Annotated in this window: 14 protein-coding genes; 3 read left to right on the forward strand and 11 right to left on the reverse strand. The window is 68.6% G+C overall.

Annotated features, from left to right (window positions below; genetic code table 11):
- The first annotated feature begins 2 nt into the window (after positions 1-2).
- The gene (locus tag ACFMRZ_RS33135; protein WP_400182151.1) at positions 3-686 is read left to right on the forward strand and encodes a class I SAM-dependent methyltransferase; all 684 of its coding nucleotides are present in this window, start codon (positions 3-5) and stop codon (positions 684-686) included.
- An 8-nt stretch (positions 687-694) separates the two neighbouring features.
- Here the strand turns inward: ACFMRZ_RS33135 and ACFMRZ_RS33140 are convergent, their stop codons facing one another.
- The 9 genes from ACFMRZ_RS33140 to ACFMRZ_RS33180 form a co-directional block, all read right to left on the reverse strand.
- Positions 695-1,831 carry a Fic family protein gene (locus tag ACFMRZ_RS33140; protein ID WP_400182152.1) on the reverse strand — a complete coding sequence of 379 codons (1,137 nt, stop codon included), beginning with the start codon at positions 1,829-1,831 and terminating at the stop codon, positions 695-697.
- Positions 1,832-1,918: 87 nt separating this feature from the next.
- Entirely contained in the window at positions 1,919-2,362 is a 444-nt protein-coding gene (locus ACFMRZ_RS33145) for a pyridoxamine 5'-phosphate oxidase (protein ID WP_400182153.1), read from the reverse strand.
- Between the two features lie 50 nt (positions 2,363-2,412).
- A complete protein-coding gene (locus tag ACFMRZ_RS33150; RefSeq protein ID WP_400182154.1) occupies positions 2,413-3,126 on the reverse strand; it encodes a 3'(2'),5'-bisphosphate nucleotidase CysQ in 714 nt (237 codons plus the stop codon).
- A 95-nt stretch (positions 3,127-3,221) separates the two neighbouring features.
- Positions 3,222-4,349 (reverse strand): acyl-CoA dehydrogenase family protein, encoded by a 1,128-nt coding sequence (locus tag ACFMRZ_RS33155; RefSeq protein ID WP_400183028.1) that lies wholly within the window; start codon positions 4,347-4,349, stop codon positions 3,222-3,224.
- Between the two features lie 190 nt (positions 4,350-4,539).
- A complete protein-coding gene (locus ACFMRZ_RS33160; RefSeq protein ID WP_400182155.1) occupies positions 4,540-5,544 on the reverse strand; it encodes an Acg family FMN-binding oxidoreductase in 1,005 nt (334 codons plus the stop codon).
- Positions 5,545-5,837: 293 nt separating this feature from the next.
- Positions 5,838-6,503 (reverse strand): FMN reductase, encoded by a 666-nt coding sequence (locus tag ACFMRZ_RS33165; RefSeq protein WP_400182156.1) that lies wholly within the window; start codon positions 6,501-6,503, stop codon positions 5,838-5,840.
- 2 nt (positions 6,504-6,505) lie between these two features.
- Positions 6,506-7,645 carry an LLM class flavin-dependent oxidoreductase gene (locus ACFMRZ_RS33170; RefSeq protein ID WP_400182157.1) on the reverse strand — a complete coding sequence of 380 codons (1,140 nt, stop codon included), beginning with the start codon at positions 7,643-7,645 and terminating at the stop codon, positions 6,506-6,508.
- A gap of 130 nt (positions 7,646-7,775) precedes the next feature.
- Positions 7,776-7,964 (reverse strand): hypothetical protein, encoded by a 189-nt coding sequence (locus ACFMRZ_RS33175; RefSeq protein ID WP_280273727.1) that lies wholly within the window; start codon positions 7,962-7,964, stop codon positions 7,776-7,778.
- A 114-nt stretch (positions 7,965-8,078) separates the two neighbouring features.
- Positions 8,079-9,251 (reverse strand): epoxide hydrolase family protein, encoded by a 1,173-nt coding sequence (locus ACFMRZ_RS33180; RefSeq protein WP_400182158.1) that lies wholly within the window; start codon positions 9,249-9,251, stop codon positions 8,079-8,081.
- A 102-nt stretch (positions 9,252-9,353) separates the two neighbouring features.
- On the opposite strand from ACFMRZ_RS33180, the gene ACFMRZ_RS33185 reads away from it, so the two are divergent.
- The gene (locus ACFMRZ_RS33185; RefSeq protein ID WP_400182159.1) at positions 9,354-9,929 is read left to right on the forward strand and encodes a CGNR zinc finger domain-containing protein; all 576 of its coding nucleotides are present in this window, start codon (positions 9,354-9,356) and stop codon (positions 9,927-9,929) included.
- A gap of 17 nt (positions 9,930-9,946) precedes the next feature.
- Here the strand turns inward: ACFMRZ_RS33185 and ACFMRZ_RS33190 are convergent, their stop codons facing one another.
- The gene (locus ACFMRZ_RS33190; RefSeq protein ID WP_280273729.1) at positions 9,947-10,495 is read right to left on the reverse strand and encodes a helix-turn-helix domain-containing protein; all 549 of its coding nucleotides are present in this window, start codon (positions 10,493-10,495) and stop codon (positions 9,947-9,949) included.
- 98 nt (positions 10,496-10,593) lie between these two features.
- Between ACFMRZ_RS33190 and ACFMRZ_RS33195 the strand changes: the two genes are divergently transcribed.
- The gene (locus ACFMRZ_RS33195) at positions 10,594-11,499 is read left to right on the forward strand and encodes an NmrA family NAD(P)-binding protein (protein ID WP_400182160.1); all 906 of its coding nucleotides are present in this window, start codon (positions 10,594-10,596) and stop codon (positions 11,497-11,499) included.
- A gap of 30 nt (positions 11,500-11,529) precedes the next feature.
- Here the strand turns inward: ACFMRZ_RS33195 and ACFMRZ_RS33200 are convergent, their stop codons facing one another.
- Complete coding sequence (locus ACFMRZ_RS33200; protein ID WP_280273731.1) at positions 11,530-12,021, reverse strand: carbonic anhydrase; 492 nt, start codon at positions 12,019-12,021, stop codon at positions 11,530-11,532.
- Positions 12,022-12,142 lie beyond the last annotated feature (121 nt).

The raw sequence follows: 12,142 nt of genomic DNA on the forward strand, positions 1-12,142 counted from the left end.
GTATGACAACACCTTCGTCCGACGAGATCTTCGAATCCGCTTATCGCGGTGAGCGACCCGAGATGGGCGGGGATCGTCCGCCGTGGAGTCTGGGCGAGCCGCAGCCCGAGATCGCCGCGCTGATCGAGGCCGGGAAGTTCCATGGCGAGGTGCTCGACGCCGGTTGCGGCGAGGCCGCGCTGTCGCTGCACCTGGCCGCGCGGGGCTTCACGACGGTCGGCTTGGACCAGTCGCCGACGGCGATCGAACTCGCGCGCAAGGAGGCCACGGCCCGCGGTCTGTCGAACGCGAGCTTCGAGGTGGCCGACATCAGCGCGTTCACCGGCTACGACAACCGCTTCGGCACCATCGTCGACAGCACCCTGTTCCACTCGATGCCGGTCGAATTGCGCGAGGGCTACCAGCAGTCGATCGTGCGTGCCGCGGCCCCCGGCGCCTCCTACTTCGTGCTGGTGTTCGACAGGGCCTCCGTGCCCGTGAACCCGGTCAACCCGGTCACAGCCGACGAACTGCGCGACATCGTCGGCCGCTACTGGACGATCGACGAGATCCGCCCCGCCCGCATCCACGCCCATCTCCCCAACCACCTTCCCAACCTCGACGAGGTGATGGGCGCGGGCCTACGCGACGAAGGCAACGGCCGCAAATCCATCCCGGCCTGGCTGCTGTCGGCCCACCGCGACTGATCGCCTCGTCAACGACGATAGGGTTCGGTCAGCGCGGTCGGCGTCCGGGCGACCGCCAGCACATCCGCCGGATACTCGGGCCCCGCCTTGTAGAAGCGGGCCCTGGTGCGGCCGACCGGTTCGAGGACGCCAAGCGCCACGAGATCACGCAGATCCCGTTGTGCCTGCTGCACACTCAGCCCTTCGGCCTGCTCGTAGCGAGTCCGGCGAACCCGACCGGACAGCGCTACATCGTGCAGCGCGCTGACCGCCCGTTCGTCTATGCGGATACCGGCTAGATACTGTTCCAGCATCGACCACACGGTACCGGCCCGAACCCACCTGGCGTGGACGGTCTGCGCCTGCTGGTGATACGCGGTCAGATTGAACGTGATCCATTCGGCCACATCCCGATCCGGCCGATACGTACTGCCGCGCCGACCGAGCACCTGGTAGTACTCCCAAGTATTGCCGGGCCTACCCAGCCAGGCCTCGATGGACGAAAACTCCGGTGCGAGAACGCTTTCCCGAGCGATGAGCAACGTTTGCAGGGACCTCGACATCCGCCCATTGCCGTCCGCCCAGGGGTGGATGGAGACAAGGTGCAGATGGGCCATCGCCGCGCGGACGAGCGGGTGTGTGCCATCGTCGGCATCGAGCCAGTCCACCAGTTCCGCCATTAACTGCGGCACTTCATCGGCATCCGGGGCGGTATATGCGGCGATGCTCGGGTCGCGGGCATCGGTGACATACACCGGTCCGCGTCGCCACTGGCCGGCCGGTCGTCGCTCGGTGTGCCGGTGCCCCTGCAGCATCCAGTGCAGCGAATTGAGCAAACCCTTGCTGTAGGCGAAGTCATCTACGTCGTGCAGCGTCTGGATGTAGGTCATCATGCGCTCGTAGGCGAGCGTTTCGGCCTTGTCCTCCTCGGAGACTTCGACATCACGTTCACCTGCGATCAGGTCCTCGACATCGACGGTCGAAACCTTGAACCCCTCGATGGAGTTCGATGCCGCGACAGCATCCGCTGTCAGGAATTTGCGCAGACCGCCGACCCACCTGCCAGGCTTCGACTGCACTTCGTGACGTAGCTCGGCTCGCATCCGGTCCACTTCGGCCAAGACGTGTTCGTCGGTGGCTGTCAGGGCGGGCGTCGGAAACAGCATGACGCTAGACTACTATGACGTAATCATTGCGTCGAGTTGGCGTCGCATCCTGTCTCAGCATGATGACGGCAGTAGACGGTGTCGGCTTCAGCCGTTGCTGTAGAGGCGGGTGGGGGTCAGTAGGACGGCGGTGCGATGTTCTTCGGTCATTACTCGGTCGTATTCGGACCAGTTGTCGTGGGTGCCGCCGGCGGCGGTGAAAATCTCGCGTAGGAGGAGGCGTAGGCGTTCGGGGTCGATCTCGGGGGCCGGGTCGTCGGGTCCGGCGAGCCACACAGGACCCTCGGCGGCGGCCCATTGCCAGCCGACGCGGGCGACGACCGTTATGTGCGGGCGGGCGCGGAGGTTCTCGAGTTTGCGCGTGCCGCCCCGCACCACCATGCCGACCACCTGATCGCCCGTGCCGGGGTGGGGCAGCACACCGGCGTTCACCAAGGACGACTGAATGCTGCTGTCCGCCCGGGCGGTCGACACGACGCACAGGCCGTGATCACCGGCGAGCAGCCGTGCGAAGTCCGCGAGATCGGTCACGTGCGGAGTCTACGTGCGCCGTACCCGCCCCGCGGTCGTGAACGGGGGACTCAGCCGTGCCGCACCGCGGCCAGTACGGTTTGCGCGAGTTCGGGGCGGCAGATGAGCAGGTCGGGCAGGTACGGGTCGGGCCGGTTGTAGCGCAGCGGCGAGCCGTCGAGGCGGGAGACGTGCAGTCCGGCCGCCGCGGCGACGGCCACCGGTGCGCACGAATCCCATTCGTACTGACCGCCGGAGTGCGCGTAGACGTCGGCGATGCCGCGCACGACGGCCATCGCCTTCGCGCCCGCGGACCCCATCGGCACCGGCGTCGCCGACAACTCGGTCGTCAACCGCTGCACCTCCCGCGACATCCGGCTGCGGGACACCGCGACGCGGACGGGTCCGGAGTGCGCGGGAGTGAGTACGGGCGGTTCGCCGGTGTGCAGCACCATGCCCTGCGCGGGCAGCGCGACCGCGCCCGCCTCCGGCGCGCCGTCCACCGCGAGCGCGACGTGCACCGCCCAGTCGTCGCGGGGCGGCTGGCCGTACTCCCGGGTGCCGTCGAGCGGGTCGATGATCCACACCCGCGACCGGCCGAGACGCACCGCATCGTCGGGACTCTCCTCGGACAGCACGGCATCGTCCGGCCGCTCCTGCCGCAGCCGCTCCAGCAGCAGCGTGTTGGACCGACGGTCTCCGACGGCCCCGCCCTCCGACCGGATGGCGAGCAACAGCTCACCGGCTTCCTCGGCGAGCGCCGCCGCCAGGTAGTGATCGTCCATGCCCGTCCTAATCCTCGGTACCCGACCGAGTATGCCCGCCCGCCACGGCCTGTTGATCACCCGGTCCACAGGCACTGCGGTTGCGGATTACGGTGTCACCGCCACGGTGCAGCAGCCGGGGAGCGCAGGAGGCGGCGCGCGGTGGACATGCGGTGCACCTCGTCCGGCCCGTCGTAGACGCGGGCGTAGCGGGCCTGCCGGTACATGCGTTCCAGCGGGGTGTCGGCGGTCAGGCCGAGCGCGCCGTGCACCTGGATGGCGCGGTCGATGACGTTGTGCAGCATGCGCGCACCCCAGAATTTCACCAGGCCGACGCGCACCCGGTAGTCCTCTCCGGCGTCCATCGCGCGGGCGGCGTCGAGGGTCATCAGCCGGGCGGCGTGGATCTCGGCGGCGGATTCGGCTATGTACCTGTGGATTTCGCCCTTCTCGGCGAGCAGGGAGCCGTGCGCGTACCGGGTGTTGGCCCGCTCGCACATGAGTTCGTAGGCGCGCTGGGCCTGCCCGAGCCACCGCATGCAGTGGAAGATCCGGCCGGGGCCGAGCCGGTCCTGCGCCACGGCGAAACCCTTGCCACGCTCGCCCAGCAGGTTCTCGGCGGGGACGCGCACGTCGGTGAGACGGACCTCGTAGTGGTCGCTGGGGTCGTGACCCATGGTCGGGATGGAGCGCACGATCTCGAAGCCCGGAGTATCGGTCGGCACGATGATCGCGCTGATCCTGGCGTGCTTCGGGACGTCTTCCGGCTCCGTCCGGGCGAACACGGTGCAGTAGGCGGCCTGTTGTGCTCCGGTGGTAAACCACTTGTGCCCGTTGATAACCCAGCTGTCGCCGTCGAGTTCGGCGCGACTGGCGATCAGGGTCGGGTCCGAGCCCGCGACCTCCGGTTCGGTCAGCCCCACCGACGGCAGGATGTCGCCGGCCACCATGGGCGGGATCCAGCGGCGGCGCTGCTCCTCGGTACCGTGCCGGTGCAGCATCAGCGTGTCCTGCATGGAGACCGAGCCCACCGCCAGCTGCCCGAACTCCGAACGGCCGATGATCTCGTTCAGGTGGACGAAGTCGAGGAACGGCACACCGCCACCGCCGAGTTCGGCCGGATGGCCCAGCGCCCACAGCCCGAGTTCCTTGGCGCGCTCGCGCAATCGGGCCAGCGCGGCCGCGTCATCGGCGACCAGCGCCGACTCCTGCGGAATGACCTCCCCGTCGATGAAAGCTCGCATGCGCGAGGCCTTTTCGGCCAGTTCATCCACGTGAGGACCTCCTCCGCCGTCCGATACGCGCCAGCCGAACGACCTCTGTTCGGAGACACTCGGAATGCCGCCGGGCCAAGACTATCCACCAGCCGGCAATCCCGTCAGCACATCGTCTTCGACTGTGGCAGCGGGAACTCCGTCCCTCCCGAAACCTTTGTCAGCTGTGGTGGACGGTGAGGATGTCGGCGAGCGGGCGGCGCGGGGTGGGAGGTAGTTCCGGTTCACCGGCGGGGGCGGTGCCGATGCGGACTACGACCTGTGGCGCGGCTCGGTCGGGAAGGAGGTCGGCGACGGCGCTACGGCCCGCGGGAAGTTCGGTGACATGGGTGATCGGGCAGGTCGCCAGGCCGGCAGCGGTGGCTTCGAGCAGGACGGCGGACAGGGCCTCGCCGGTGCGCAGCCACTGTGGCGTCGCGTCGCCGTACGAGCCGAGTGCCACCAGTTCCGCGCGGTCGGTGAGTGCGGGGCGGCGCATCGAGTGCGGGGCGGCGGGGAATTCCCGGCCGACGTCGACCCGGGCGGATTCGGCGGCCGAGACCCGCGCGCTCTCCGGCACGCCCTCCGAGGTGCCGGAATGCCCTGTCCACCAATGCAACTCCATCTGATACAGGGCGTCGTCGTCGCGGGCGGTTGTGGCGCGCGCGGACACCTTTGCGAGCTGTTCGCGGGCGGCGTCGTCGAGCACCTCGAAGGCCAAGTCGTGCGGTGACACCAGCTTGCGCAGGGCGGGCAGCAGATCGTCCCAGCCGCGCGGTTCGAGCAGCGGGAGGCGGTCGGTGCGCCGCCGCTCGATCGCCGCCGCGCGCGCCGCGATGCCCGGCGGGGGATCGGGCCAGGGTCGGAACTCGAGCGCCGCCAGGTGGTCCGGGCGCGCGGGGTCGGGCAGGCGGGTGATGTCGGTGTGCCAGCCGCGGGCCGCGAGCGCGGTGCGGACGTGGTGCAGCATGGCGCCGCAGCTGATGACCTGCTGGCGGCTGTGCGGATCGGCCGCGGGCAGCATGCGATCGGGGTCGGTGTGCAGATGCAGTTCGCCGTCGGCGAGCACCCACTGCCAGGGCTGGGTGTTGTGCACCGACGGCGCCCGCTGCGCGAGCCTCAGCACCGCGAGGATGGTCTCCTCGTCGGGTTCGGCGCGGGTGCCGGACGGGTTCGGGAAGGTCATGGTTCCAGCCTCCGTTGGGTTCGGTGACCCGTCAGGGTCGTGCGTCCAGGGCGGCGGGCCAGTGGTCACTGTCCATGCTGGGCGTTGCCCCGAGTTTGCGCAAACGCCACGTGGGTGCCGGAGGCGCAATGCCGGGTCAGCGGACGGATACCGCGGCACGGACCGCTCCCGGGCTCGGCTCACGCCGGGTCCGCGGCCGGGCGCGCAGCAGTCCGTCGACCTCGCAACCCGGCCAGTAGGGCGCTCACGTCCGAGCCGTGTAAACCCGCTGCCGCACGCTTCGCGCGGCGGTCCTACTCGGCCCCGGTGAGCACTCCGTTGTGCCCGGCGAGCAGTTCGGCGAACGGCGTCGGGGCCGGGAGGGAATTGCCGGAGGTGCGTGCGCGGGCCGGTTGCTCGGCGCGGAAGCCCGCGACCGTGGTCTGTTCGGCGAGCACGAGCGGCGCGAACTCAGCGGCGGCGCGCCGGACCCGTTCGTCGAGGCCTTCGGAGCCGAAATCCGCTGTGGCCGCGAAGATTCCGGTCGGCGCGACGACCGCGCGCAGATAGCTGAACAGCGGCCGCATGGCGTGGTCGAGCACCAGCGCGTGGCGCGGGGTGCCCGCGGTGGCGGCGATCAGCACCGGCATGCCGTTGAGCGCGTCGGGGTCCAGGATGTCGATGAACATCTTGAACAGGCCGCTGTAGCTCGCGGCGAACACGGGCGTGACGGCGATGACCCCGTCGGCCGCGGAAATCTTCTCCCGGACCGCGGCGACCGCCGGTGTCGGCAGGCCGCCGGTGGTCATGGTGGTTGCCAGATCCGTTGCCAGCTCCCGCAATTCGACCACCTCGAAGTCGACCGATTCGCCGCGCGCGGTGACGGCGGCGGCCACCGCGCCGGACAACTGGTCGGCGAGCAGCCGGGTGGTGGAGGGCTGGGACAGTCCTGCGGTCAGGACGACGACGGTGCGGCTCACGGTCATTCCTTCCGGGTTTCGGCGAGCATGCGCTCGCGGGCGGGCTCGACGAGGTGGTACGGCGTGTCCGGCCCGGCGGCCACCAGCGTGGCGTGGGTCGGCGGGTCGCTGGGCACGTGCGCGGGACGGCGGGCCTCGAATTCCCGGCGCAGCACCGGCACGACCTCGCGGCCGAGGATCTCGAGCTGTTCCAGCACCACCTCGAGCGGCAGCCCGGCGTGATCCATCAGGAACAGCTGACGCTGATAATCACCGACGTTGTCGGCGAAGCCGAGGGTGCGCTCGATGACCTGCTCGGGCGTTCCCACGGTCAGCGGGGTGAGTTCGGTGAACTCCTCCAGCGACGGTCCGTGGCCGTAGACGGGCGCGTTGTCGAAGTAGGGCCGGAAGAACTTCTTCGCCGCCGCCTCGGTCTCGGCCATGAACACCTGTCCGCCCAGACCGACGACGGCCTGGTCGGCGCCGCCGTGCCCGTAGTGCTCGTTGCGCTGCCGGTACAGGTGCACCATCTGCGCGGTGTGCTCGGCGTTCCAGAAGATGTTGTTGTGGAAGAAACCGTCACCGTAGTAGGCGGCCTGTTCGGCGATCTCCGGCGAGCGGATGGAGCCGTGCCACACGAACGGCGGCGTCCCGTCCAGCGGCGCGGGCGTCGAGGTGAAGCCCTGCAGCGGAGTGCGGAACTTGCCCTGCCAGTCCACTCGGGGTTCGCGCCACAGCGTGCGCAGCAGATGGTAGTTCTCGACGGCGAGCGGGATGCCCTCGCGAATGTCCTTGCCGAACCAGGGGTAGACGGGGCCGGTGTTGCCGCGGCCCAGCATCAGGTCCACCCGGCCGTCGGACAGGTGCTGCAGCATGGCGAAGTCCTCGGCGATCTTCACCGGGTCGTTGGTCGTGATCAGCGTCGTCGCGGTGGACAACTGCAACCGCTCGGTGCGGGCGGCCACGTAGCCGAGCAGGGTGGTCGGCGACGACGGCACGAACGGCGGATTGTGGTGCTCACCGGTGGCGAACACGTCGAGCCCGACCTCTTCCGCCTTCAACGCGATGGCGACCATCGCCTTGATGCGCTCGGCCTCGGTGGGCGTCCGGCCGGTGGTCGGGTCGGCGGTGACGTCCCCGACGCTGAAGATTCCGAACTGCACGGTGTCCTCCTCGGTTCTCGCTCCACCAATTTGGTGGACATGGCAACCAAGGGAACACGGTACCGTGCGCGCGTATTCCGGTGGTCCCGGCGTGCGGGGACGGGTGCACGCCGGGACGGCATCCCGGGACCTACCGGTGTGCGCAAACCAGTTCCGACGCGGCGGTGAGCCGGGCGCCGAAGGCCAGCCACAGCGACCCGTCCGTGACGCGCTGCAAGGTGTAGCGGTGTTTGCCGTAGCAGGCCCGCGACACCGTGGACAGTGGAGCCTTGCCGACGATCCGGTAGGGATGCCGGCCGATGCGCACTGTGTGGTCCATACCCTGTTCCGCCTCTCGCTCGATGGTGGTCTCGATCGCGAGGCCACTGTCGCAACGGGTGACTGAAGCGGGCCTGAACCGGCCTGAAATCGAGTTCAGGAAGCCGTCTTTCGTTCACCGACCGGCGGCCAGCACCGCCGCGAGGCCTGCTCGCAGGTCATCGACGAAATACTCGGGGACTTCCAGGGACGGGAAATGTCCTCCGGTTTCGGGGGACCGCCAGCGGACGATCTGGCGGAACCGTTCCTGTGCCCGGGGACGCGGGTATTTCTCGATGTCGCGGGGATAGACGGTGATCGCCGACGGGACGTCGACCCGGAGTTCGGGGTCGAGGGAGTTGTGGCTTTCGTAGTAGATGCGGGCCGCCGACGCGCCGGTCCGCGTCAGCCAATACAGCGTGACGTCGTCGAGAATGCGATCCCGGGAGATCGCCTCGAACGGGCTGTTCTCGGTATCGGTCCACTCGGCGAATTTGTCGAGGATCCAGGCGAGGAGCCCGACCGGCGAATCGACGAGCGAGTAGCCGATGGTCTGCGGCCGGGTCGCCTGCTGCTTCGCGTACGCGGCGCGATGGCGCCAGAAGTCGCGGGTTTCCTCGGTCCATTCGCGCTCGAGTGTCGTCAATCCGTCGGTGGTAGAGCCGGGCGGTGCCTGCGCGGTCGTGGTGTGGATGCCGAGCACGTGCTCCGGGAACCTGCCGCCGAGGATGGTGGTGATGACGCCGCCCCAGTCGCCGCCGTGGGCCAAGAATTTGCGGTAGCCGAGCCTTCCCATCAGTTCCACCCATGCGGCCGCGATCTTTTCGATGCCCCAGCCGGTGGTATCCGGTTTGTCGCTGTATCCGAAGCCCGGTAACGACGGAGCCACGACGTGGAACGCCGGTGCGTCCGCATCTTCCGGATCGGCCAATTCGTCTATTACATCGATGAATTCGGCGACGCTGCCCGGCCAGCCGTGGGTCAAGATCAGCGGAGTGGCATCGGCGCGCGCGGATCGGCGGTGCAGGAAATGGATTCCGAGATCGTCGATTGTCGTGCGGAACTGGCCGATTCGGTCGAGGCGCGTTTCGAACGACCGCCAGTCGTATTCCGTGCGCCAGTAGTCCACGAGATCGACGAGATCGGCGAGGGGGACGCCCTGTTCCCACCGGCGCGGTCCGGGCGCGGCGCGAGGGACTGTCTCGGCTTCCGGTAGCCGCGCGGCGGCTAATCGCGCGTGGAGGTCGGCGAGGTCGGCGTCGGTCGCGTGGGCTTCGAATGCGTGCACGTCGCTGGCTGGACTGTTCATGAGACCTCCTGGCTGTCGATCGGCGGCCACCACCTCTCGTGAACCGGCTAAGACGGTTCTAACATGCCGTCGGGTGGGCGTGCAACCGGCTATGGTGGTTCCATGCCTGCTGGGTTTCCTGACTTCCGCCTCGGTAATGTGCTGGCGACCAGCTTCACCGGGACTCTGTCCGAGCGCTATGGCGATGCCGTGGAACGCATTCCCACGCCGCGGCGACTCGTCGACTGGCTGGCGGTGAACGGCCTGGCCGTAAACTCCTGCACCGCAGCCCAACTCGAACTCGCTCGCGAACTGAGGGAATCGATTCACGCCGCCGCGACAGCGGCCGCGACCGGGGACGCTCTCCCCGCGTCCGCCGTGCGAATCATCAACGACCGCAGCATTCAGGGCCGGGCGGTGGCCGTTCTGACGCCCGAGGGTAATCGGCAATGGCGACTCAGCTCGCCGTCCTGTGTGGAAGATGCCCTGGGAGTCATCGCCGCCGACGCGATCGGCATCATCGCGGGCGAACGCGACGGAAAATTGGCCCTGTGCGCCTCGCCGACCTGTCGAGCCGCCTTCTTCGACACGAGCCGAAGCCGCACCCGTAGATGGTGTGACATGAATACGTGCGGCAATCGGGAGAAGAAGGCGCGCTTCCACGCCAACCATCGCAAAGGCGCCGCGTCAACGGAGTGAGCGACACGCGAGCCGGCTCAGGGATGCAGGCCCTCGACTGCGAGGCGTAGCAGGCGGCGGGCCGCCGGTTCGTCACCCTCGGTGGCGATCGAGATGGCATTGACCAGGTCGAGCAGGTCGGCCAGGGATACCCCGGCGCGGACGGCGCCCGCCTCGACCGCATGCGTCATCAGTCCGCCGGCGGCATCGGAAACCCAAGCGTGGCAGGAGGTATCGGGCCGCGCGGGCATGGCGAGGGACATGGCCAGGCCGCGGGTGTTCGCGGTGTAGACGGTCAGTTCCTCCAGCCAGCGAACCAGACCGTGCGCGGGATCCTCGCGGGCGAGTTCGTCCGCGCGGCGGCAGAGTCGTTCGACGCCGTCGTGAAATATCTCCTCCAGCAACGCCTGTCGCGAGGGGAAGTGCCGATGCAGCGTCGCCGAGCCGATCCCGGCCCGCCGGGCGATCTCCTCGAGCGACACCCCGGCGCCGTCGCGGGCGACCAGTTCCGCCGCCACGGTCAGCAGCCGCTGGTGATTGCGCTGCCAATCCGACCGCTGCGGTCGTGCCGCACGGGTCGGCGCCATCGCCCTCTCCTCTCGCCCTCGACAAAACGGGGTGCTCCTCCATATGCTAGTCGGCATGAAGTGGGGTACCACCCCATTTATGTCGAGAGGAGTCCGAGATGTCGTCGAGCGATGGGTTCGTACTGGTCACCGGCGCTACCGGGCGGCAGGGCGGTGCGGTCGCCCGGGCGCTGCTGGCCGACGGTGTGGCGGTGCGTGCGCTGGTGCGTGATCCGGATTCCGGCCGTGCCCGCGCGGTGGCCGATCTGGGCGCCACGCTGGTACGCGGTGATCTGGGCGATCCGGATTCGCTGCGCGCGGCCCTCGAGGGCGCCCGCGGCGTGTTCTCGGTGCAGATGCCCGACATGGCCGATCTCATGGGTGATGCGGAGGTCCGCTACGGCCGGGCCCTGGCCGAGGCGGCTCGTGCGGCCGGGGTGTCGCACATGGTGCACACGTCGGTGTCGGGCGCGGGCCGTGATCCGCGCGAAATCGACGAGGAGCGCTGGGGTGCGCATATGGGGCACTATTGGCGCAGCAAGGCCGCTGTGGAGCAGGTCGTGCGGGAGGCGGGCTTCCGGTACTGGACGATCCTGCGGCCGTCGACGTTCATGGAGAATTTCGTCCGGCCGTCCTTCTACTTCGCCGGAGGTGATTCGGATCGTCTGCTGGTCGCCGTCGATCCGGATACCCCGCAGCCCTTCGTCGCGGTGGACGACATCGGGGCGGCCGCGGCCGCGGCGTTCGCCGATCCGGCCCGGTTCCATGGCGTCGAACTCGAACTGGCCGGTGAACGCCTGACCTTCCGCACCGCCGCGAAGCTGCTGTCCGAGGCGCTCGGCACGACGATCGAACTTCCCGACAGTCCGGAAGACGCTGCGGCGCAAGGTTTGATGCCCGAATTCGTCCGGTCGCAGCGATACGTGAGCGCACATCCCGCACCGGCGCACCCCCGAGCCGCGCACGACTTGGGTTTGCCCACTACGACTTTCGCGGAGTGGGCCACCACTACCTTCCGCGCATAACGGGCCTGGATGTCGACGCGATACGGCGAATCAGGCGGTCACCTCCGCCAATTTGCCGGTGGCGACGTCGAAGACGAAGCCACGCAGTGACGTTGTCTTGGTGACGAAGGGGCTCGCCTCGATGCGGCGCAAGGATTGCCGCACATCCTCGTCCAGGTCGGCGAACGCCTCGGCCGCCCATGCCGGCTTCAGTCCCGTCTCGTCCTGTATGCCGCGCTTGAAGTCGTCGTCGGTGAAAGTCAGCATGCCGCAATCGGTATGGTGGATCAGGATGATCTCGGTGGTGCCGAGCAGCCGCTGACTGATTGCCAGCGAACGGATCTCGTCGTCGGTCACCACGCCGCCGGCATTGCGGATGACGTGGGCCTCGCCCTCCTGGAGACCGAGGATGCGATACACGTCCAGGCGGGCATCCATGCAGGCGACCACCGCGACGTGCTTGCTCGGCGGCAAGGGGAGCGGACCGCTGAACTGCGCGGCGTACCGCGCGTTGTTGTCCAGGTACTCATCGGTCACGGTCATGTGCGCGAACCTCCGAAGGTTTCGATATGCGAATGTGCGCATTCACGGTGGCAGGCCGGGCGCCGATGCCGCGATGGATAGACCCACGCTGAGTTGAAACCTGGCGTGTCGATATCCGTCT

This window comes from Nocardia sp. N2S4-5, from assembly GCF_044628355.1.
Taxonomy (GTDB): domain Bacteria; phylum Actinomycetota; class Actinomycetes; order Mycobacteriales; family Mycobacteriaceae; genus Nocardia; species Nocardia wallacei_B.